General features: G+C 38.3%; 17 protein-coding genes and 1 pseudogene. 16 read left to right on the top strand and 2 right to left on the bottom strand.

Annotation, left to right across the window (positions count from 1 at the left end; genetic code table 11):
• Positions 1 to 59 precede the first annotated feature (59 nt).
• The 15 genes from SOP96_RS06935 to SOP96_RS06865 all read left to right on the top strand — a co-directional run bounded on the left by SOP96_RS06935 (position 60) and on the right by SOP96_RS06865 (position 20,663).
• Positions 60 to 1,415 carry a sigma-54-dependent transcriptional regulator gene (locus SOP96_RS06935; protein WP_326320266.1) on the top strand — a complete coding sequence of 452 codons (1,356 nt, stop codon included), beginning with the start codon at positions 60 to 62 and terminating at the stop codon, positions 1,413 to 1,415.
• Complete coding sequence (locus SOP96_RS06930) at positions 1,412 to 2,566, top strand: FIST signal transduction protein (RefSeq protein WP_326320265.1); 1,155 nt, start codon at positions 1,412 to 1,414, stop codon at positions 2,564 to 2,566. Before SOP96_RS06935 ends, SOP96_RS06930 begins: the two co-directional genes overlap by 4 nt.
• Entirely contained in the window at positions 2,556 to 5,723 is a 3,168-nt protein-coding gene (locus SOP96_RS06925) for a response regulator (RefSeq protein ID WP_326320264.1), read from the top strand. The genes SOP96_RS06930 and SOP96_RS06925 overlap by 11 nt, the downstream gene beginning before the upstream one ends.
• A gap of 121 nt (positions 5,724 to 5,844) precedes the next feature.
• Positions 5,845 to 6,282 carry a response regulator gene (locus SOP96_RS06920; protein WP_326320263.1) on the top strand — a complete coding sequence of 146 codons (438 nt, stop codon included), beginning with the start codon at positions 5,845 to 5,847 and terminating at the stop codon, positions 6,280 to 6,282.
• A gap of 4 nt (positions 6,283 to 6,286) precedes the next feature.
• Positions 6,287 to 7,018, top strand: coding sequence for a polysaccharide biosynthesis/export family protein (locus SOP96_RS06915; RefSeq protein WP_326320262.1), 732 nt, complete (start codon positions 6,287 to 6,289; stop codon positions 7,016 to 7,018).
• A 10-nt stretch (positions 7,019 to 7,028) separates the two neighbouring features.
• On the top strand, positions 7,029 to 9,176 hold the full coding sequence (locus tag SOP96_RS06910; protein WP_326320261.1) for a GumC family protein: 2,148 nt from the start codon (positions 7,029 to 7,031) through the stop codon (positions 9,174 to 9,176).
• Positions 9,173 to 10,399, top strand: coding sequence for a lipopolysaccharide biosynthesis protein (locus tag SOP96_RS06905; RefSeq protein WP_326320260.1), 1,227 nt, complete (start codon positions 9,173 to 9,175; stop codon positions 10,397 to 10,399). The genes SOP96_RS06910 and SOP96_RS06905 overlap by 4 nt, the downstream gene beginning before the upstream one ends.
• Positions 10,390 to 11,508 carry a glycosyltransferase family 4 protein gene (locus SOP96_RS06900; protein ID WP_326320259.1) on the top strand — a complete coding sequence of 373 codons (1,119 nt, stop codon included), beginning with the start codon at positions 10,390 to 10,392 and terminating at the stop codon, positions 11,506 to 11,508. Before SOP96_RS06905 ends, SOP96_RS06900 begins: the two co-directional genes overlap by 10 nt.
• A 2-nt stretch (positions 11,509 to 11,510) precedes the next feature.
• A complete protein-coding gene (locus tag SOP96_RS06895) occupies positions 11,511 to 12,818 on the top strand; it encodes an O-antigen ligase family protein (RefSeq protein WP_326320258.1) in 1,308 nt (435 codons plus the stop codon).
• A gap of 115 nt (positions 12,819 to 12,933) precedes the next feature.
• Positions 12,934 to 15,240, top strand: a complete 2,307-nt coding sequence (locus tag SOP96_RS06890) for a hypothetical protein (protein ID WP_326320257.1) — start codon at positions 12,934 to 12,936, stop codon at positions 15,238 to 15,240.
• Positions 15,237 to 15,974 carry an acyltransferase gene (locus tag SOP96_RS06885; RefSeq protein WP_326320256.1) on the top strand — a complete coding sequence of 246 codons (738 nt, stop codon included), beginning with the start codon at positions 15,237 to 15,239 and terminating at the stop codon, positions 15,972 to 15,974. Before SOP96_RS06890 ends, SOP96_RS06885 begins: the two co-directional genes overlap by 4 nt.
• Positions 15,922 to 17,157 (top strand): glycosyltransferase family 4 protein, encoded by a 1,236-nt coding sequence (locus SOP96_RS06880; protein ID WP_326320255.1) that lies wholly within the window; start codon positions 15,922 to 15,924, stop codon positions 17,155 to 17,157. Before SOP96_RS06885 ends, SOP96_RS06880 begins: the two co-directional genes overlap by 53 nt.
• Positions 17,154 to 18,227, top strand: coding sequence for a glycosyltransferase family 4 protein (locus SOP96_RS06875; protein WP_326320254.1), 1,074 nt, complete (start codon positions 17,154 to 17,156; stop codon positions 18,225 to 18,227). The genes SOP96_RS06880 and SOP96_RS06875 overlap by 4 nt, the downstream gene beginning before the upstream one ends.
• Positions 18,228 to 18,359: 132 nt before the next feature.
• A complete protein-coding gene (locus SOP96_RS06870) occupies positions 18,360 to 19,580 on the top strand; it encodes a DUF1972 domain-containing protein (RefSeq protein ID WP_326320253.1) in 1,221 nt (406 codons plus the stop codon).
• 12 nt (positions 19,581 to 19,592) lie between these two features.
• The gene (locus tag SOP96_RS06865) at positions 19,593 to 20,663 is read left to right on the top strand and encodes a glycosyltransferase family 4 protein (protein ID WP_326320252.1); all 1,071 of its coding nucleotides are present in this window, start codon (positions 19,593 to 19,595) and stop codon (positions 20,661 to 20,663) included.
• 164 nt (positions 20,664 to 20,827) lie between these two features.
• Here SOP96_RS06865 and SOP96_RS06860 read toward each other — a convergent pair whose 3' ends face one another.
• Positions 20,828 to 21,049, bottom strand: a complete 222-nt coding sequence (locus SOP96_RS06860; RefSeq protein WP_326320251.1) for a hypothetical protein — start codon at positions 21,047 to 21,049, stop codon at positions 20,828 to 20,830.
• A gap of 176 nt (positions 21,050 to 21,225) precedes the next feature.
• Here SOP96_RS06860 and SOP96_RS06855 point away from each other — a divergent pair, with 176 nt between their 5' ends.
• The gene (locus SOP96_RS06855; protein WP_326320285.1) at positions 21,226 to 21,921 is read left to right on the top strand and encodes a DUF1826 domain-containing protein; all 696 of its coding nucleotides are present in this window, start codon (positions 21,226 to 21,228) and stop codon (positions 21,919 to 21,921) included.
• Positions 21,922 to 22,109: 188 nt separating this feature from the next.
• Here the strand turns inward: SOP96_RS06855 and SOP96_RS06850 are convergent.
• A pseudogene (locus SOP96_RS06850) lies at positions 22,110 to 22,324 on the bottom strand (type 1 glutamine amidotransferase domain-containing protein); the annotation flags it as partial.

Genomic DNA, 22,324 nt, shown 5'->3' with positions numbered 1-22,324 from the left:
TAGTCTGATCAAAAGTTTTTAAATTAGTGATACCATAAAAACTAAAACCAGCCACAATAATGAAAATATTTTTAGTTGATGATGATCCTTTCTTCGCAGAGATGCTAAGATATTACCTACAGCTTAATCCCGACTATGATGTTCATATCTGCAGTACCGCAAAGGAATGTCTTTCAGCGCTTTATCAGTCTCCTGATATTATCTGTATTGATTTCGGATTGCCTGATTTGCAGGGAGATGAGCTATTTAACCAGATCAAAAATTTATATCCGGAACTTCCGATTATCGTCATCAGCGGACAGGAAAATATTGAGGTTGCCGTAAATTTTTTAAAGCTTGGTGCAAAAGATTATATTGTAAAAAACGAGCATACGAAAGAGCTGCTGTGGAATTCAATCATCAGAATCAAAGAAAATATTTCTCTAAAACAGGAAGTTGAAGACCTCAAAGACGAACTCGGGACAAAATATGCTTTTGAAAAAACAATCATCGGCCAGAGCGAATCCATAAAAAATACATTTTCAAAAATAAACAAAGCTTTACAGTCAAACATCAATGTTTCGATTACAGGGGAAACCGGTACCGGGAAAGAAGTTGTTGCGAAAGCGATTCATTATAATTCTTCCAGGAAAAATAAACCGTTTATAGCAGTAAATATGGCTGCCATCCCGAAAGAGCTTGTCGAGAGCGAGTTTTTCGGCCACGAAAAAGGAGCGTTTACCGGGGCAACAGAAAGGGCGTTAGGAAAATTTGAACAGGCCAACGGCGGAACTATTTTTCTCGACGAGATTGCCGAACTCGATCTCAACATCCAGAGCAAGCTGCTTCGTGCCCTTCAGGAAAGGGAAATTACCAGAGTTGGCGGAAACCAGAAAATAAAGCTTGATGTACGGGTCATTACCGCAACACATAAAGATCTGGCTAATGAAGTTAAAAAAGGCACTTTCAGAGAAGACCTTTATTACCGGATTATTGGGCTTCCGATAGAACTTCCGCCGCTTCGCGAAAGAGAACAGGACACTTTAATTCTGGCAAGGCATTTTATAGAACTGTTTGCAAAGGAAAATAAATGTAAACCTTTATCCTTGTCAAATGAAGCGAAAAAGAAGCTCTTGTCGTACGGTTTTCCGGGAAACGTCAGGGAGCTGAAATCCGTTATTGATCTTGCCTGTGTAATGGCAGATCACGGAGAAATTATGGCCGAAGACCTTACATTTTATAACCTTGAAAAAAAATCTGAAAATTTTCTCAACGGGCACAAAACATTGAAGGAATACACCACCGATATTATCTTCCATTTTCTGAAAAAAAATAATAATGATGTTATTAAAACAGCTAAAATGCTGGACATCGGGAAATCTACAATATATAATTTACTGAGCCAGACTGAAAACAAAATACAAAATAATACATGAAAGTTGCCGAACTACTTTATAAAAACAGAGAATGGAAGCTTGAAAGAAATGATGAAAACCTCAACTACGAAAATGCCCAGCTGGTACTGGCTTACGGAGTAAGAAACAGTATTGAAGATAAAATTTTTTTCAGCCTTTTAAAAGAAAAGTTTCCCAATGCGGAGATCGCTTTATCATCGTCTTCCGGAGAAATTTACAGCAATGATGTTTATGATGATACCGTAGCAGTAACCATACTCAGCTTTGAAACCGCCTGCCTGAAAACTGCCCAGATAGATATTACGGATTTCCCTGATAGCTATGAGGCCGGAAAGTTGCTTATCAATCAGCTCCCGAAAGAAGACCTGAAATGGGTATTCATTTTGTCGGACGGCAGCAGTGTCAACGGAAGCCAGCTTGTTGAAGGCCTCAATTCCGGACGTCCCGAAGGTGTCTTAATTACCGGAGGCCTTGCCGGTGATGGAGACCATTTTGAAAAAACGGTTGTAGGGCTAAATGCTGCGGCAGAACCCAACAAAATTGTAGCGATAGGATTTTACGGGAACAATCTGATGCTATCGCATTCTTCATTTGGCGGATGGGAAAGTTTCGGGCTTGAAAAAACCGTTACCAAATCGCATAATAATGTCCTCTATGAGATTGACGGTAAAAATGCACTCGAACTGTATAAAAAATACCTCGGAAAATATGCGCAGGAATTGCCGGGTTCAGCTTTACTTTTCCCGTTGTCGCTTACTTCAGGCGATCATCCTTATCCTGTGGTGAGAACCATTTTGTCTGTTAATGAGAATGATAGCACAATGGTATTTGCAGGCGATCTTCCGGAAGGCAGCAAAGTACGGTTTATGAAAGCCAATATCGACCGCCTGGTTGATGCGGCTCACGATGCAGCCAATCAGTGTCTTGAAATCTGCCGCCAAAATCCTAAAATGGCAATTATCATCAGCTGTGTGGGAAGAAAGCTTGTTTTGGGAGACCGTACCGCCGAAGAAGTTGATATGGTAAAGGATGTTTTAGGACCGGATACTCTGATTGCCGGATTTTATTCTTACGGCGAAATATCGCCACTGCGTCCTTTTGATAACTGCGTTTTGCATAACCAGACCATTACCATCACCACCATTAATGAAATTGCGCAAAATGGAAATTGAACTTCATAAGCTTTTAAGAAGGCAAATCGATAAATATCTTACAGAAGACTGCAAAAATCATCCTCAGTTCAAAAGCTTTATCAATGCAGTTAATGAATCCTACAAATCTTTTGAGCGGGATAAAGATCTTATGGATCATGTTTTTAAGCAAAGCGAAGAAGAATATAATGAGATTAATGAAAGTCTCAAAAGTGAAAATATTCTTAAGCAGAAGTCAATTTCAAATCTTTATGAAGCGGTTAAAATGCTTGATTCTTCTGTTGAAAATCAGGATTCCGAAGATATTACAGAACTTTCCTCGTATGTTTCAGAGCAGCTTAAAAAAAGAATCTTTTTGCAGGAACAGCTTAATAAACAGCTTGGATTTCAGAATCTTTTAATGGATATTTCTTCCGAATATATCAATATTCCGATTGAAAAAGTATCGCAAAGCGTCAACAAATCTCTTAAAGAAATGTCTGAATTCGTACAGGCAGACCGCGCTTATATTTTCAGGTATAACTTTGCCGGAAAAACCTGTTCCAATATTTATGAATATTGCAATGAAGGAATTACCCCGCAAATAGACAACCTTCAGGATATCCCTCTTGAAATGATGGGCGACTGGGTGGAGATCAACAGGAAAGGAGGAAGCATTTATTATCCTAATGTTGAAGAACTTCCCGACAGCGAACTCAAAGAAATATTACAGGCCCAGGATATTAAAAGCCTTTTTGTAATTCCGGCTATGATGCAGAATGAATGCCTAGGTTTTGTAGGTTTTGATTTTGTGAAAAATTATCACAATTTATCGGATACAGAGAAAAACCTGCTCACCATATTTACCCAGGTTCTTGTCAACGTAAGAGAACGCCTCGTTCTTGAAAGAAACCTTTCCCGAACAGTTGAAATGCTTAAAAAGCTACTGGCAAACTTGCAGTCAGGCATATTAATGGAAGATGAAAAACGTCAGATCATCTTTACTAATGACCTTTTTTGCAACATGTTTAATATACCGGTTTCTGTGGATGAAATGGTAGGACTGGACTGCACAAATTCTGCGGAAGAATCTAAAGTACTGTTTAAAGATCAAGAGTATTTTGTCGAGAGAATCAATCAAATACTTAAAGTAAGGAAACTTGTTACCAACGAGCTGCTGGAAATGAAGAACGGAAAATTTCTCGAGAGAGATTATATTCCTATTTTCATTAATGATGAATACCAGGGGCATCTCTGGAAATATACTGATATTTCGGAAAGAAAAAAAGCAGAAGACCACCTCAGGAGACAGGAAGAAAAATACCGGAACATTATTGCCAATATGAACCTCGGGTTACTGGAAGTGGATAATAATGAAAAGATCCGTTACGCCAATCAGAACTTTTGTGAAATATCCGGCTATGAAGCCGATGAATTGATTGATAAAAATCCGGGACATTTGTTTATCCACGGTGAAGAAAATCTTCAATTTGTAGACGACCAGATTGAATTAAGAAAAAAAGGCGTCTCAAGCGTATATCAGCTTCCAATAAAGAACAAACGGGGAGAAATAAGATGGTGGGCGATTAGCGGAGCCCCCAACTACGATGATCAGGGAAACCTTCTCGGTGCAATAGGAATTCATCTCGACATCACAGATCAGAAAAAACTGGAAGAAGAACTGAAGCTTCAGCGGGCCAAAGCACTTGAAGCATCTAAGGCCAAAGAGGTTTTCCTCGCCAATATGAGCCACGAAATCAGAACTCCACTCAATGCCATCATAGGCTTTTTGCGTGAGCTGAAAAGGGTGGGTGTAAACGGCTCTCAGCAGGAATTTTTAGATTACAGCTACAATGCTTCCCAGCATTTACTTTCAATTATCAACAATATTCTGGATATTTCAAAAATAGAATCCGGCGAAATGCTGCTGGAAAATAAAAACTTTTCATTGAAAGAAAGCGTTGAAAACGTAATTACTATTCTTAAACCAAAAGCGCAGGAAAAAGGACTGGTGCTTAGCACATTTTTTTCAGATAAGCTTTACCCTGTTTTTAAAGGAGATCCTTCTAAAATAGAGCAGGTTTTATATAATATTCTCGGCAATTCTCTCAAGTTTACCAACACAGGAGAGATCTCGGTTGATTGTAAAGTTATACAAGATTTTCCTCATCAGCAGAGATTTTTGATCTGCATTACCGATACAGGAATCGGGATGAGTGAAGAATATGTTCGGGGCATATTTAAAAAATTCAATCAGGAAGACAGCTCCATATCCAGAAAATATGGCGGTACAGGATTAGGAATGTCAATTACCAGAGAGCTTATCCACCTGATGAAAGGTGATATTGATGTAAAAAGCGAAAAAAACGTCGGAACTTCAATTACCATACAGCTTGTTCTTCAAAAAGGAAGTGAAAAATTAAGCAATGAAGATCCATCAGAAAAGCAGCGAATTGTGCTGGATGGAACGAAAGTATTACTGGTTGAAGATAATGAGCTGAACCAGCTCGTTGCCGAAAATTCGCTGAAGCATTACAATTGCCGGGTAACAAAAGCAGATAACGGAAGGATTGCCGTAGAGCTTCTTGAAAAAGAACAGTTTGATATTATTTTAATGGATATTCAGATGCCTGAAATGGACGGTATTGAGGCCACGCAGATTTTACGGGAAGAAAAGGGAATTAAAACCCCGATTATTGCGCTTACCGCAAATGCTTTTAAAAGCGAAATCGACAAATGCCTGAGCATCGGAATGGATGATTACATCACCAAACCTTTTGCAGAGGAAAGCCTGATTACCATTATCGATAAGCATATCAGACAGCAAAAAACTCAATCAGATACAGTAGCGGTAAAAGAAATGGCTTATGATTTAACGGGCATAAAAAAACTCGGACAGGGGGATGAAGCGTTTATTAAAAGAATTATTGCATTATTCATTACCCAGACTCAGGAAATGCTTCCGCTGATAGAGATTGCATTCAACAATCAAAACTTTGCAGAAATTGCGAGGCTCATTCATAAGATCAGGCCAAGCGTGGAAGCGGTAGGCATTACGTCCATATCTTCGGAAATGAGGGAACTGGAAGTTTCTGCAAAAGAACAGAGAATGGAAATTTCTAAGCTGTATTTACTGTTTGAAAAAATCAAAAATACACTCATGGAGGCCATTGCAATGATGAAAAAAGATCAGCTGTAATCGTCCGGAATCAGGATTAAATTCCATATTCTGGAAAGTTTTTTAAAGTTAAATATTTGCAAATCAGTGGTTTAAATAAAAGGTATAATTGTGGAAACGGTTAATCCATAAATTAATTCAAATGGAAAACACGCACAATCTGAAGCTTTTTATTGTAGATGATGACCAATTCTGCTCAAGCATGTATGAGCGGTACTTAAAAAACCACCATTACAGCGATATTACGATCTTCAGCAACGGAACGGAATGCCTTAATGCACTTCATCTTAAACCCGATATCATTTTCCTGGATCACAATATGGAAGACCTTACCGGTTTTGAGGTACTGAAGAAAATAAAACGGTACGACCCCAATATTTATGTAATCATGGTTTCTGCGCAGCAAAGTATCGATACGGCTGTAGATACGCTGAAATACGGCACTTTCGATTATTTGGTGAAAGGAAATGATGTCTGCGAAAAAATGAATGAAACGATACAAAAGATTGTAAGCATCAGGCAGGAAATGGCTCAGAATAAATTTAAATCGATCAGGAGGTTTTTCTCATTATTATTTTAAAGCCATGTTGAAAAAAGTAATCATTTACGCCATTGTTCTGTTGTTGGTTCTTTCCTGCAAAACCTACAACGTTTTAGAAGAAGAGAATGTTACACGGGATATGCAGGATTTCAGCTTTGATCCCGCTTATCAGTACAGAATCCGGAAAGATGATAAAATCACTTTGTCGGTTTGGGGGCAGGATGATCTCAGCGTAGGTTCAGTGTACGGAATCTATAATTCTAACGAAGTATACGGAAAATGGCTGCTGGTAGATAACAACGGGAATATTGAAATTCCGAGGCTGGGAACCACGCCCGTGTTAGGCAAAACCCTTCCGGAACTTAAAGAGGAAATAAAAAACAAGCTTAAAAAATGGCTGGTCAATCCCATTGTTGATGTGAAAGTGCTCAACAAGGAAATTGCAGTAATGGGAGAAGTGCGCAATCCGGCTGTAATTCAGGTTGATAAAGACCAGAATACGTTGTTGGAGCTCGTCTCCAAAGCCGGAGGATTTGAAATGTATGCCAACCTGAAATCAGTCAAAATACTCAGGCAGGAAGGCGAAAATGTGCGGGTAACGAATATAGACCTTACCCAAATGAAAGATGTTCCCAACCAAAACATTGTGTTGCATCCGGGAGATTACGTTATCGTTCCTTCCAAGAAAAGCAAAGATTTCGACAAGAGAATTTCTACCATTATCCCTTTTGCTACGGTTACATCTGCTGCGGCAATTGTATTCGGACTGTTATAAACGATTAACCATGAACAACGAGAATGTAAGATTTTTAAAACCTCTGTTAAGAGGTCTTCCTATCGTAATTGCCGTGATGGTAATTTCCGTATTGGGTGCCAAAAAATACCTCAACTACGTTACCCCGATGTACGAAAGTACCGCAAAACTGAAACTGGCAGACACTCAGGAAGGTGTTCCCAGTGCGAATCTTTTCAAAGATTTTGATGTATTTGCATCGCCCAATAAAATCAGTACGGAAATTGAAGTCCTGAAATCCACATCTTTGCTTGAAAAAACCCTCGAAAAATTACCCTTTTCAACCGAAATATACCGGAAAGGAAAAGTGCGTTCCGTAGAATTATTCAATGATTCTCCCATTACGGTGCAAGCAACTTTTAACGATAAAAAAAATTATGATAAAAAATTTCAGCTTATTGTAAATTCCCAAAATCATTATACCTTGTTAGTTCCGGGTTCATCCAAAGAAATAAAAGGAACTTTTAATAGTCCTTTAAACATCAAAGGCGGAAAAATACTCATTTCAAAGAATGAAAAATATTTGTCGGCAAAACCAGACGCTAAAATCATTGATCAGTATGAATTTGAATTTCTCAGCAGGGAAAATCTTTTAGATAAAATCAACAAGAACCTCGATATCGTTTCAGTAGATAAAGACGTTCCTGTGATCAGAATCAATTTTAAAAGCAACGTTCCGGAAAAAGCCTCACTTTTAGTAAACACTTTGGCTGAAACTTATATTCAGGATTATATTGAAAACAAATACCGCGCAGCAAACACCACCGTAGATTTTCTTAAAGGTGAAATCGGGCAGGCCAATAATAAACTTTCACAGGCAGAAAACCGTATTGAAAATTACAGGGAGAAAGAAAATATTATCAATATCCCGCAGGAAACAGAAACGGATCTCAGGAAAATCGCGCAGCTGAAAATTCAGAAAAGCAATATTAAAATGAATCTGGATGCCATCAAAAACCTTAATAGTTATGTTGAAAAAGGAAAAGACAACTTTGCTGATCTGGCAACGAATTTTGAAGCATTCAACGATCTTCTTTCCACGGAGATGATCAAAAATATTAAGCAGCTTCAGGCCGAAAAAAAAGAGCTTCTTCTTACCTACACTCCCGAACATGAAAAAGTAAAAACTATTGATGCTAAAATAAAAGACCTTACCGATTACCAGATTGAAAGCATTAAAAATACACAGAATAATCTTCAGATAAAATATAATGACCTGGACAAAGACATCAATGTTGCCGAACAGGCTTTTGTAGGGCTGCCGGAAAAAGAAAAGCTGCTCAACATCATGAACAGGGAATTTAATCTGTATGAAAAAAACTATAACTTCCTCAATGAAAAAAGGATAGACGCAGAAATCGCCAAATCCGCCAAGATTTCTTTCCATAAAATCATTACCAGAGGAGAGCTTCCGGAACATCCCGTTTCTCCCATGCGTTCAATTATTATTATTGTTGCTGCTATTGTAGGAATGATCGGTTCCATCATATTGATTTATGCGGTTCATTTTGCCAAAGCCAAGGTAAATGATATTGATACCATCGAAAAAAACAGCGCAATCCCTGTTGCATTTGCTACGCCATACATTAAAGATAAAAACCAGGTACTACATCATTTCCTCGAAAATATTCTTGAGATGGATCTTAAAGGAATGCTCAAAGAAAAAAATATCATCTGTCTTACCTCTTATGACGCTGCAGCGCAGCATGCTTTCCATGCAGAACATATGATAAAGGCGTTAAAAGCACAATCCAGGAAAATATTGGTAGTGGATGTTGCCGGAACATTAAAAAATAAAATCGGAGATCACTACCTCAATTTTTCAGCAGAAGAAAACCTTCAGCATACCGCCCATGAAATGGAAGAAATCATACGAAGGAATATGGAAGATAAAGACCTCTGCATTATTAATAATCAGGCTGTTAAAAAAGGAAAGCTTCCGCTGCTGTTCCTGAAGATTGCCGATCAGAATATTTTTTTGCTGGACAGCCGGAAAACTGCCGCCCGAAATATCATGAATGTTGAACTTCTGAAAGACGAATACCATCTTGATAATCTCTGGTTTGTCCTGAACAAAGAAGGGTATTACCCAAGCCTGATGCTCACAATTAATAAGATGCTGAAAAAATTCAGATCATGAAAAATGTTTTTAAACTCATACAAAAGCATTCGTTTCTGGTATTTACCGATCAGCTTATTTTCAGCGGATCCAATTTTCTGCTTGCGTTTGTTCTGGCAAGGAAATTAAGCATTTCAGATTTCGGTTTTTATTCATCGGTTCTTTTGGTAACCTACCTTTTGGTGGCGGTTTGCAATGCGTTTATCGTACAGCCGTTTCAGATTCTGGCAGCAAAAAAATTCGGTAAAAAATCTTTGGGCTTTGTGTTTCAGGCTGCATTGCTGCTAATATTGATTTTTGCTTTGCTGATGTTTTCATTGAAATTGTTACCATTTCCCTTTTTGACAATTTTCAGACATCATATTTTGTCCATCATCTTATTTGTTTCAGCTTATATTTTACAGGATTTTCTGAGAAAAATTCTGCTGATAACAGACCGTATTCAGCTTGTGCTTTTCATTGACAGTATTTTTATTCTTGTTTTTCCTTTAATTATTATTCAGGAAAATCTTTCGCTTGATAAAAGTTTATTGATTATTGGATTGGTTAATTGTATAGCTTCCGTTCCGGGAATCTGGTATATCATCAGGAATTCGGATTTGAACATTAAAAATTCCGCACTCTGGAAGTATCATTGGAATGCCGGGAAATGGCTGGTAAGCGCATCGCTTTTACAGTGGTTTTCATCCAACTTTTTTACGCTGGCTGCGGGAATGTATTTGGGAGTCAGTGCTTTGGGAGCGTTACGGCTGGTTCAGTCATTTTTTGGCGTCATCAACGTTATTTTGCAGACAGTTGAGAATTATTATATTCCTAAAACGGCAAAGCTGTACTATCAGGATCAGGAATTGGTAAGAAAAAAAATGTTTAAAAATATGGTGCAGTGGATGGTTGTTATGGGAATAGTAATCGGATTATTTTTCGTCTTTTCCCAAACGCTTATTACGTTACTCGGTGGTGAAAAATACCGGGAATATGGATTTGTCGTAAAGCTTGTTTCGGTACTTTATATTTTGATTATTTACAGCTATCCGACACGGATTTCCATAAGGGTTTTGGAACAGAATAAAGCATTTTTTACAGGATACTGCATTTCGTTTGTGTTTTCTATAATGAGCTTTCATTTTTTATTACAATTCGGAGGATTGTACGGAGCGGTTGCCGGGCTTGCCATGAACCAGATTCTGATGATTGCTTACTGGAAAATTCTCCTTAACAAAAAAAAGATTTCACTATGGACATAGTACATCTGATATTAGGAAAAGCAAACCCTGAAAAAATGAATGGGGTGAACAAAGTTGTTTTTAACATTGCCTCGAAACAGGCTTTACGAAAGATGAATGTTGAAGTATGGGGAATTTCGGAAAACACGGAAATCAACTATCCCGAAAGAATATTTACCACAAAAATTTTTCAAAGAAGAAAAAATCCTTTTTCCATTCCGGAAGGATTAAAAAAAGAAATCCTTAAAAGCGCACATGAAACGATTTTCCATCTTCATGGCGGATGGATCCCCGTATTTTCTTCATTAAGCCGGTTTTTAAAGAAAAGCAACCGAAGATATGTGATCACACCGCATGGTTCCTATAACGAAATTGCGATGAAGAAAAGCAGATTTATTAAAAAGTTTTATTTCAAATGGTTTGAAAAAAAAGTTATTACGAATGCCGGAAAAATTCACTGTATCGGAGAAAGTGAGATTGATGGACTTCATACGCTTCAGCGTACTGATAAGACGGTTTTGATTCATTACGGATTTGAAAAAATACAATCTGATCCCAAAACAATATATGCAAAAAAAACCATGATTTTCGGATTTGTAGGAAGGCTTGATGTCTACACAAAAGGACTCGACATTTTGATTGATGGCTTCGCCGCTTTTTCAAAACAATATCCGGAATCAAAATTATGGATAATCGGAGACAGCACGGAAAAAGAAAATCTTCATCAGCAGATTAAGCAAAATAATCTCGAACATTGTGTAGAATTGATGGGAAGTAAATTCGGAGACGAAAAAAATGACCTGATCAGGAAAATGGACGTTTTCCTGCATCCTTCCAGAAATGAAGGACTTCCGGTTGCCGTAATTGAAGCAGCCGCATTCGGGAAGCCATGTATTGTGACCAGGAATACCAATGTGGGACATCTTATCGAACAATACAATGCCGGAATTTGCTTAGCTTTTCCTGATGCAAAACTTCTTACCGATGCTTTCATTACAATATACAATATCCGTCAGAAAAATAATGCTGAATATCAAACAATGAGCGATAATGCACTGAAAATGGTAGAAGAGGCCTTCGACTGGAACAATGTTCTGAGTGAAATGAACAATAAATTATACACTTTCTAAAAATGCAGACTCTGGCTACGGATCATCAGCGTTTCCTCAAAAAAATCAACAATCAGCTTTTTATCATCCTGCTGCTTATGGTAGCATGTTTTTTTACGTGGAGCGAAAATGTAGCCATTACAAGAGCCATAAAAGTTGTAGGCCGAATGGGTGTGATGATTTCATCCATAATGGTTTATCACAGAATTATTTCTTACGGAGGCGTTAATTCTTTGGTGTATAAAAATATATTTTCACCGGTTTTATATATGGCCTATCTTTTTTTAGGATTTGTATCATTCTCCTGGAGTACCAATCCGGGATTCAGTGCGTTGCAATGGTTTATGACTTTTCAGAGCTTTGTTTTTGCTTATTTTTTTGTGAAGAGCTTAGCAATACTTGATGTCTATTTCGAAGGCCATTCAATACGGCTGTATCATCTTTTAGGAAACACTGTTTTCGTGCTGCAGCTGGTTTTTGTGATCGGGATGTGGACAAACCCTGATGTCTTTTTCCGTCTTACCGACGGAGGAGAAGAAGCCCGCCTTGGCGGAACTTTAATGAACCCTAACGAATTGGGAATGCTTGCCGGAGTAGGTTGTGCCTGCCTGATTTTCGATCTTTACCGGTTTAAAAATAAAGTCTGGACCATCATTAAAATCATTATTATTTTATATGCATTGTACATGACGGGTTCAAGGTCTTCGCTTATCGGAGTCCTGCTGATCATATTTTTTCATATCAACCAGACCAAACGGAAAGGACTGAAGTTTGGAATTATTGCCGTCGTTATGGCAATAGCACCATTTGCCGTTTACACGGTGATTTTAAAAGGCGGAGACCAGTCCAGGCTGGAAGAAGTCATGAGCCTTACCGGAAGACTGCCTTTCTGGCAGGCTTTGATATCAGAGGGATTACCAAGAGAACCGCTTTTAGGCTTCGGTTTTATGAGGATTGATTATAAGGAATTCTTTCAGAGTGCACATACCTATCCCGGAAAAATGACGCACAATACCTTTATGCAGGTATTGATGAACCTCGGTTTTATCGGTTTTACCATCGTTCTTTTTCAGGTGTTTTTTACCGTTAAATCCATACTTTCCGCGCAGAAGGAGTTGAAGCTTATGCTGATCGGGATTTTGATTCCTATCATCATTAATTCTTTCACCGAATTCGGCATCTTTGGCGAAAGTAATTACGGGATATTGTTCTACCAGATCATTATTTTCTCCATTGCATTCCGCAATAATAATCATCTTACCAGGCTTCAGAGAATAGTTCTTCAGAAGAAAAGACCGGATCTAATGAAGCAAATGGAGTTTAAAAATTAGACTTTATTCCAGAATATGGAAAAACGGTACTGATTTTTATTTATTTAAATAATTGAAAATCAGTATTTTATATTTTTGGCAGTGTATTTATATCCTTTAGATAAAAGCAAGAATTATGAAGACTTTATTTAATAACACAGGATATAAATTGTACACTACAGAACAGCCTGGAAGTTTAAAAATATCTTTTTCTTACATCAGAAATTCGGATGGTTCGTTACGCTGGTTTTGGAATTCAAAATCAAAAAAGCCCTTGTTTTTAAAATTCTATAATGCTTCATCTTTTAAGGCAAGATTATATGCAATGGCGGTAAAAATTGTCTTTGAACTTGGATTGCAAAACCTCATCTTTGAAAAAGAGACTTTATATTATAAGTTGGAAGGAAAGCCTGTTTTCAATATCAGAACAAGCTGGGCAATGTTCACCGGAACACCGGGACCTAATAACAAAGCACTTTTGTACACTGCAGGAAGTTTTTACAAAATTGCGTGCACCGAAACCGCAAAAGACCTGTTGATCAATGAACTTGCCAACATACGCTTTGCCTCTTCCAGCCGGCTGTATTCCGTTCCGAAAACCATTTTGCACAACGGAAATGTTTTGCAGACCGAAGATATTTCAAAAAACGGTCAGCGCCGGAACTCTTTTGGAAGAATTCACGCCCAAACAGTAAAGGGAATAACAAATAAATATCAGCGCCGCTGCCAAATAGAAGATTGGGGGTATTTTCAGATGCTGAAAAAAAATTTAGAGACCATACATGACGAAAGAATACCGCCGAATTTAATCAGGAAACTGAACACAATATTGGGAAAAACCAATGAAACAGAATCTATCAATCTCTCTTTTTCTCACGGTGATTTCACGCCATGGAATTGTTTTGTCTACTATAATTCATTATCCGTTTACGATTGGGAACTGGCTTCCTGCGAAAAGCCAAAAGGCTTCGATTTCTTTCATTTCATCATCCAGAACGGGATTTTAGTTGATAAAAAACCATGGAAATCTATTCTGAACGAAATTAAACAAAAGAACAGGCTTGCCTTTCATTTTAATGAAGAAGAATTGTACCATCACCTGAAATTTTATCTTTTAACCAATATATTAGCCTACCTCAAAATATATGCTGAACAGAAAGAATGGCATCTCCAGATCCACTGGCTGCTGCAGACCTGGACGGAAGCACTGAACGATTTTGCAAAAAAATCCTATACCGAAAGGGAACTGTTGATCATGGATATTTTTGACAGCCTTCACACGATTCCTTATGCAGCATTAAAATTTCACAACCGGGAACCCGAAAAACTAAGCCTCGATTCTGATATTGATATAATAATGTCTTCGCAAAATGCCGAAAACCTGGTTCGGTTTCTCAAAAGAAACAGCCTCGCAGAAAGAGTTGCAGTTACAAAAACATCATTTATGTACAGGGTAAGGATTATCACAAAGGATAAGCAGATCCTCAATCTCGATCTCATTCTGAAAATCCAGTGGAAAGGATTGGAATTTATGAAAGCGAATAAGATTATCAAACGGTCTTTCCCAAATGAATTCGGGGTTAAAACTGCCTGTAACGGTGATACCGCAAAATACCTGCATTATTTCTATACCCTCAACGGCAGCGAAGTACCGGAACGTTACAGAGCTTTTACTGAAAAAAATATTCCTGAACATAAACTTGTAAAAATATCGGAACACATTAGTCAACTGAAAATGCGTACAAAGCAAAGATTATCATTTTTAAAAAACACATTCATATATATCAGTGACACATTCTCCGAAAAAGGATTTGTCATGACCTTCAGCGGTGTTGACGGTGCCGGAAAATCAACAGTCATTTCGGAAATTTCGAATCTGATTGAAAAACGGTACCGCAGACCGGTGAAAATTTTAAGACACAGGCCCTCTTTATTACCGATTCTGAGCGTCTGGGTAAAAGGAAAGGATAAAGCGCACCTTGATGTGGTAAGCTCATTGCCAAGGCAGGGAAGCAACAACAATATCCTGTCTTCTTTCGCAAGATTCTGCTACTACTATACAGATTATATTATCGGACAGTTTATCATCTATCTGAAATATGTGATGCGCGGTAAAATTGTTTTGTATGACCGGTATTATTTTGATTTCATGGCCGATGCCAGAAGAAGCAATATTAACCTTCCCAAATCGGTTACTGAAAGCGGATATTTTTTCCTCATGAAGCCGAAATTCAACTTCTTCCTGTATGCATCGCCCGAAAAAATCCTCAGCAGGAAAAAGGAGCTTTCTTACCAATCGGTGTGTGATCTCAACGCAGAGTACAACAGGTTGTTTTCAAAACTGGGAAAACATAATGACAATACACAATACATTGCCATTGAGAATAATGATCTGAATGACACTTTAAACACAATTATGAACAGCATAATCACAGCAAAATGAAAATAGTAGAGAAAATCGCAAAAATGAGAAACCCTGATTTCACGGTGGATCCCGGATTGAACTCCGGTGCAGTTATCCAGATGATATGGATTCAGGCATGCAGTATGCTCCGCGGATTAAAAGTTATGCTTTTTCTAAAAAATCCTAAGGGAATGCTGCTTGGGAAAAGAGTAGGCTTTTTTAACCCGTCCAAAATACAATGGGGAAAGTTCTTAAGACTGGGAAATGACGTCTACGTTTCCGCATTGGGAAGAAAAGGGGTGGAGTTCGGAAATAATGTTTCCATCGGAGCTTTCAGCCGGATTATTGTTTCCACTTCTATGAATAATACCGGTGAAAAAATCAAAATAGGGAATAATGTCGGTATCGGAGAATTTGCCTATCTCGGCGGTGCAGGAGGACTCGAAATTGGTGATGAATGCATTGCCGGACAATATCTTAGCTGTCACCCGGAAAATCACAATTATGAACGTACTGATCTATCTATTCGGCACCAGGGTGTGAGCCGGAAAGGAATTAAAATAGGAAAAAACTGCTGGATCGGAAGCAAAGTTACCATCCTCGACGGTGTGGAAATAGGCGACGGAAGCATTCTGGCAGCAGGAAGCGTTATCACAAAATCATTCCCTGAAAACAGTATCATCGCAGGCGTTCCTGCAAAACTCTTAAAAACAAGAAATTATGAAAACGAATCAGACTATATTGGCGAGCTGCTATGCCGTAAATCCGTATAAAGGCTCCGAAGATGCAATGGGCTGGAATTTTATCTGCCAGATTGCGAGATTTCGCAAAGTGATCGCCATTACACGGGAAAACAACAGAAAAAATATCGAAAAATATATTGCGGAACATCCCAACGGCATTTACAGAAACATTACTTTTCTTTATTTCGACCTTCCGTACTGGATGAGGTTCTGGAAAAAAGGAAGCAGGGGAGCATTGCTGTACTACTATCTCTGGCAGAAAGGCATTGTTTCATTCATCAAAAAACAAAAATTGGAATTTGATATTACCCACAACGTAAATTTCCACAATGACTGGACGCCGAGCTTTCTCTGGAAGCTGCATAAACCAATGGTTTGGGGACCTGTAGGACATCATCCGTTAATTCCAAGCCAGTATTTAAATATGTATTCAAAAACCCATTTTATAAAAGACAGGTTGACCTGGATCGTGAAAAATTTTTTCTGGAAATTTTCTTCTTCTTTAAAAAACACCATCAAACATTCCGGGCACATCTGGTGCATGAATACCAGTGTTCCCGAAAAGCTGAATCTCAGCGGAAATTCTTATTCGCTGTACCCTTCAGTAGCAACGGAAGATTTTAAGCAAAATGAGGAGATCAAACTTAAAACCGGATTTACCGTAATAAGTGTGGGAAGATTTGTGCCTTTAAAAGGTTTTGATCTCACGATACGCTCATTTATAGAATTTATCAGTCAGCTTCCGGAAAAGGATAAAGCCGAATGCAAGCTGATCCTGGTAGGAGCCGGAGAACAGAAAGCACTCTACGAAAGCCTGATTGAACGCAGCGGGATGAATGATTTTATTGAAATCAAAGAATGGGTCGAAAGAAAAGAATTAATGAAACTATATGACAGTGCTTCGGTATTTCTTTTTCCTTCACATGAAGGTGCCGGAATGGTTGTACCGGAAGCGCTTTGTTTCGGTTTGCCGGTGATCTGCCTTCAGAATGAAGGACCGGGAGAATTTATCAATAACTCCTGCGGAATCACCGTTCCGAAGCAGAATTATAAAAAAACACTGGAAGAACTCAGCATGGCTTTGATGAGACTATATTTAGATAAACCGCTCAGAAAAAAACTCAGCCTGGGAGCCAGAAAACAATATGTTGAGAAGTTTTCCTGGGAAAAAAGGGGAGAACACCTCAATGAAATTTATAGCAAGATGATATGAACAGAATTGTAGCCATACATTTATTAAACGATTATAGCGGAAGCCCGAAGGTATTAATGCAGCTTTTAAAAACCTGGACAGGAAAAAATATTGAAGCGCACTTATTTACTTCCGGTGGGAGCAGAGGCTTTTTATCCGATTTGCCTAAAGTAACCCGCCATCTGATTTGGTACCGGTTTTCTCAGAACCCGCTGATAAAAATCTGTAACTTTTTTATCAGTCAGCTTCTTCTTATGATTAAGCTTCTGTTATTCCTGAGAAGGGAAGATACTATCTACATTAATACCGTGCTTCCTTTTGGAGCCGCTGTTGCAGGAAAATTAAGGGGCTGCAGAATAATTTATCACATCCATGAAACTTCCGTTAAGCCCAGGATTTTTAAAAATTTTCTGTTCGGAATTGCAAGATTAACTGCATCAAAAGGGGTTTTTGTTTCAGATTACCTGATGAAAAAGGAACCGCTTGTTAAAAATCAGGTGCTGCTGTACAATGTTCTGGAACGTGAGTTTGCGGAAAAAGCAGATCAATCCTATATTATTCGCAGCAAAGAACCTATTATTCTGATGATCTGTTCTTTAAAATCGTATAAAGGCGTAGACGAATTTGTAAAGCTGGCAGAAATAAACAGCACATATATTTTTAAGCTTGTGCTGAATGCTTCGCAGAAAGAGATTGATGCTTATTTTAAAGGGAAAATCTTACCGGATCATCTTAAAATGTATCCAACGCAGAAAGATACGCACGCCTTTTATCGTGAAGCAAGCATTATTGTCAACCTTTCGCGGCCGGATGAATGGGTGGAAACTTTCGGGTTAACAATTCTCGAAGGAATGCGTTACCGGCTTCCGGCAATCGTTCCGCCGGTGGGAGGAATCACAGAGCTTGTAAGCGATAATAAAAACGGCTTTCTTATCAATTCTGCAGATGTCTATGAACTGTCCGGGAAAATCCATTACCTCATGTGCAACGAAGACATTTACCAATCTTTCAGCGAAGCAGCATATCAAAAAAGCCTTGAGTTTTCAGAAGCTTATTTTGAAGAAACCTGTGTGCAGATGATTTCCATTTAACGGTCATTTTTCCGGAATCTGGAATTATGGTATTTTATTGTATTAAATTAAACTATTGAAAATCAATTATTTATAATTAAAATTAAATTTGGAATGCCAATCGTATTGCTTTTATAAGAAAAATATAATCGTATGAAAACTAAAGTAGCTATTATCGGAACTGTAGGACTTCCTGCCCGCTACGGCGGATTCGAGACCCTTACGGCACATCTTGTAGAAGAGCTTTCCGACGCCTATGATTTTACCGTATACTGTTCATCAAAAAAATACAGCAGAGAAGAAAGAAAACAAAGCTGGAAAGGCAGCAAGCTTAAATATATCCCTCTGGAAGCCAACGGAATTCAGAGCATATTGTACGACAGCTGGTCTATTCTCCATGCCTTGCGCTGCAGTGATGTCCTGCTTATTCTCGGAGTTGCGGGAGCATGGCTTCTGCCTTTTGTAAGATTATTTACCAATAAAAAAATAATTATTTCTATTGACGGAATCGAGTGGAAAAGAGATAAATGGCCACTGGCTGCAAAACTGTATCTGTGGTGGGCAGAAAATCTGGCCGTGAAATATTCCCATATTGATATTTCGGATAATGAATCAATTCAGGATTATACGTCTTTACGCTATAAAACGATCAGCAGGGTTATTGAATACGGTGCAGATCATACGAAATTAAATATTTCCCCTTCGGATCAGGACTTTGCAACATATCCTTTTTTATCTAAACCTTACGCAGTAAAAGTATGCCGGGTTGAGCCTGAGAATAATGTCTCTACAATTTTAAAAGTTTTTAGTGAAAATCCCGAACAGCATCTTGTTATAGTCGGCAACTGGGATAATAGCCCTTACGGAAAAAATCTGAAGCAAAAATTTTCTGTTTTTGAAAACATCAGTCTGCTGGATCCCATTTACGATCAGCATACATTAGACGTTATCCGGGGGAATGCTTCATTGTATATTCATGGACATTCGGCGGGAGGAACCAATCCGTCTCTGGTGGAAGCTATGTTTTTGGGATTGCCCATTATCAGCTACGGCGTTTCTTATAACAGGACGACCACAGGCGACCAAGCTCTCTATTTTTCTAACGAAGAAGAGCTGAAAAATCTGCTCCAAAACCTTACCCTAAATGAGCTTAGAAATTGCGCCCTGAAAATGAAAAAAATTGCAAACAATAAGTACGTCTGGAAAACCGTCGCTGAAAAGTACAGCCGGATCATTCAGGAGAGCTTCTCAGTAACGAAAAAGAACAGTGTCTATCCGGAAATTTCAAAGCTGGATCAGGAAGTGCTCGCAAAATATCATGTAAATCATCTGCAGAATATTCAGTTGTTTAACAATGCTAAAAGCAGGATTTAAAAGCAAATCATTATGAGAAACTTTACAGAACTTACAGTGTACGGCCTGCTGGCTTTTACCCTCTCAATCTGCATCATTCCGCTGATGACCATTGTTGCTGAAAAATGTAAGCTGGTTGATGTTCCCAACGCCCGAAAGGTGCATCAGAAAGCCATTCCGCTTATCGGCGGCTTGGCAATAGGAGTAATAGTGGCCTTACTTGGTGGATTAACCAGCATGAAGGATTTAAAAGAAATTTTACCGATCATCATTACGTCTTACGTGATGCTTCTGGTGGGAACACTTGATGACAAAACAGATATCAAAGCCATTTACAAACTCGGGATCCAGATTTGTGTAAGCATTATAATCGCTTCTTCAGGAGTAAGAATCACTTCATTGTACGGGTTTTTCGGGATTTACGAAATTAATGTTTATGCTCAATATATCATTACGGTTCTGGTGATTGCAGCAGCAGTTAATGCCTTCAACCTCATCGACGGAATAGACGGGCTGGCCGGAAGTATGGCCGGAATTGGCTTCATCCTGCTTTTAGCAATTACCATTATCACGAAGAATTACGGTCTGATGAAACTGGTCATGTTATTCATAGGAGGTATTGCGGCCTTTCTCAGATACAATTTTTCAGGAAAGAAAAAGGTTTTCCTGGGAAATTCGGGATCTTTGTTCTTGGGTTATTTTCTGGTGTCGATAGGAATTTATATTACGAAATTTGATCATGCTGTGTCCGGCTTCCCTTATGGACTGTTTTTCCTGTTTTTCGTGTTTACCATTCCGATGATCGATTCCATAAGAGTCTATGCAGACCGTGTATTGCGGGGCAAATCACCATTCAAGGCAGATAAATCACACATTCATCATTATCTTTTGCAGCTGGGAATATCACATAAAAAAATTACGGGGCTTTTTGTGATGATGAATATTTTGATATTTGCCCTGCAGTACATCTTTCTGGAAAGCTTTTCGATGTATACGTGCCTCATTTCATTGATCGCTTTTATTGCTATATTTAAATGTATTAAAATCCTCAATTTCTTTATTATTTGGAAAACAAAAGTAAAAGAATTGGAAAATAAGACATAATAACAAATCCCGGGGCTTCCCCATCTGCAGCATCTTTACAAAGAAAGTTTATCATGCAGGTCCTCGGGTTTTTAGAATTAAATTTGTTTAAGTTAAATAGTAGTTTTTCATGTTTTATTAGTTTTTGAAAATGCTCCGGAATTTCTTCGGAGCATTTATTGATTCTAAAAATTAACCCTTATATCGGTAGGGTTTTTCATTTTTATGGTAATCTTTAAGGGGTCATCTTTGATCTCATAATCTGCATCTTCATAGATTTCATCATCTTTTCTTTCCTGTACTTTAATTTCCCCGAATCCGATTTCTGCTTTAGAAATTTCAATCACGAAATCGTGTGTTTCTTCATCTTTTTTAAAATGTTCTTTTTTAAATTCAATAAACTGCATAATATGTTGTATTTGGTTTGTTTGTACAGATGAGCAAATTGTGTGCAATTGGTAACTTTACCACTTATATTCAGAATATTTGCAGCTTGCCGAGTGACGTAAAGATTAAGAAATATCATCTTGTAAAGTATCTTCAAAGCTCCTATTTTTGCATTGCCAGAATGCAGGCTTTATTTATGAATACATATCCACAACATCATCATATTGGTATAGTCTCTTCATTTGCGGAATTGGTAAATACAAAATTTCAGGGAAACATCAATGCACTTTGCTGGGAAAGAAATCCGGAAGGTGATTTTCAAGAAATTGTATCAAAGCTTACCCTGAAGGAGAATATTACAGAAATTTCCATTGATGATCTTTTAGCGCTCGATTTGTCTGAAAAAGGAAACGCAGCAAGAGAAATCATCATGCAGGATATCCAGCTGCTTGCGGATTTTGGAGCGGCACCGTCCCTTAATTTATTAAAAAAATATGAGCGTGACGATGATTTTGATATTATACCCACCGATGTGTATTCTTTTCACGCAGACCGTTCCCCGATAGAAACTTCTACTTTTTTATGTACGTACTACGGAGCAGCCAGTGAACTTATCCCAAATGACCAGTGCACCCAAAAAATTCTCATTCCTGAAATAAGGGATGCGCTTCGAAAACTGCATGACGGCCCCAATGAGGAATTTGAAACTTTTCTTAAAGATAACTATTTTGATCTTCATTATGCCGCAAATGCAGATGCGAAGCCGGTTAATTTAGGGAAAGGCAACCTGTGGAGACTTGCGGTAGACCATCCCGCACAAAGCGTTTTGCCTTGTATTCATCGTGCTCCGAAAGAGAATGAAGGGGAGTGCAGGCTTCTTTTAATTTGTTAGGAAAGTATTTTTATTTAAGCTTTAAATTCAAGGTCATGATATGAAAGTTTTTCCCCGTTGCTTTATGATCTCCTTTAATATATTTTTGTCATCGTATTCATTGGTGTAATGTTAAACTTATATGGTTAGCTTTTCGGGCGGCCGTTTTCAACGGCCGCCCGAAAAGCTTATCTCTCTCAAAAGATAGATTAATTATTTTTCAGAGCAGATATTAATTTTTCTGCCACGCCTTCCGAAGAAGCCGGGTTTTGTCCCGTAATTAGCAATCCGTCCTGAACAACGTGCACTCCCCAGTCGTCTGTCCTGGTGTAATTTCCGCCCGATTTTTTGAGTTCATCTTCTACCAGGAAAGGAACAATATCCGTTAGCTGAACTGCAGCTGCTWCACTGTTTGAAAAACCGG

Source organism: Chryseobacterium salviniae (assembly GCF_035819015.1).
GTDB lineage: Bacteria > Bacteroidota > Bacteroidia > Flavobacteriales > Weeksellaceae > Chryseobacterium > Chryseobacterium salviniae.
The sequence above is the reverse complement of the archived record's forward strand: the minus strand, read 5'-3'. Positions and strand labels throughout refer to the sequence as shown.

Excerpts from the sequence above, each read along its gene's own strand:
- SOP96_RS06900 (WP_326320259.1), top strand. The coding sequence starts at position 10,390 with ATGGACATAGTACATCTGATATTAGGAAAAGCAAACCCTGAAAAAATG.
- SOP96_RS06910 (WP_326320261.1), top strand. The coding sequence starts at position 7,029 with ATGAACAACGAGAATGTAAGATTTTTAAAACCTCTGTTAAGAGGTCTT.
- SOP96_RS06875 (WP_326320254.1), top strand. The coding sequence starts at position 17,154 with ATGAACAGAATTGTAGCCATACATTTATTAAACGATTATAGCGGAAGC.
- SOP96_RS06880 (WP_326320255.1), top strand. The coding sequence starts at position 15,922 with ATGAAAACGAATCAGACTATATTGGCGAGCTGCTATGCCGTAAATCCG.
- SOP96_RS06870 (WP_326320253.1), top strand. The coding sequence starts at position 18,360 with ATGAAAACTAAAGTAGCTATTATCGGAACTGTAGGACTTCCTGCCCGC.
- SOP96_RS06855 (WP_326320285.1), top strand. The coding sequence starts at position 21,226 with ATGAATACATATCCACAACATCATCATATTGGTATAGTCTCTTCATTT.
- SOP96_RS06920 (WP_326320263.1), top strand. The coding sequence starts at position 5,845 with ATGGAAAACACGCACAATCTGAAGCTTTTTATTGTAGATGATGACCAA.
- SOP96_RS06925 (WP_326320264.1), top strand. The coding sequence starts at position 2,556 with ATGGAAATTGAACTTCATAAGCTTTTAAGAAGGCAAATCGATAAATAT.
- SOP96_RS06890 (WP_326320257.1), top strand. The coding sequence starts at position 12,934 with ATGAAGACTTTATTTAATAACACAGGATATAAATTGTACACTACAGAA.
- SOP96_RS06935 (WP_326320266.1), top strand. The coding sequence starts at position 60 with ATGAAAATATTTTTAGTTGATGATGATCCTTTCTTCGCAGAGATGCTA.
- SOP96_RS06915 (WP_326320262.1), top strand. The coding sequence starts at position 6,287 with ATGTTGAAAAAAGTAATCATTTACGCCATTGTTCTGTTGTTGGTTCTT.
- SOP96_RS06885 (WP_326320256.1), top strand. The coding sequence starts at position 15,237 with ATGAAAATAGTAGAGAAAATCGCAAAAATGAGAAACCCTGATTTCACG.
- SOP96_RS06905 (WP_326320260.1), top strand. The coding sequence starts at position 9,173 with ATGAAAAATGTTTTTAAACTCATACAAAAGCATTCGTTTCTGGTATTT.
- SOP96_RS06895 (WP_326320258.1), top strand. The coding sequence starts at position 11,511 with ATGCAGACTCTGGCTACGGATCATCAGCGTTTCCTCAAAAAAATCAAC.
- SOP96_RS06930 (WP_326320265.1), top strand. The coding sequence starts at position 1,412 with ATGAAAGTTGCCGAACTACTTTATAAAAACAGAGAATGGAAGCTTGAA.
- SOP96_RS06865 (WP_326320252.1), top strand. The coding sequence starts at position 19,593 with ATGAGAAACTTTACAGAACTTACAGTGTACGGCCTGCTGGCTTTTACC.
- SOP96_RS06860 (WP_326320251.1), bottom strand. The coding sequence starts at position 21,049 with ATGCAGTTTATTGAATTTAAAAAAGAACATTTTAAAAAAGATGAAGAA.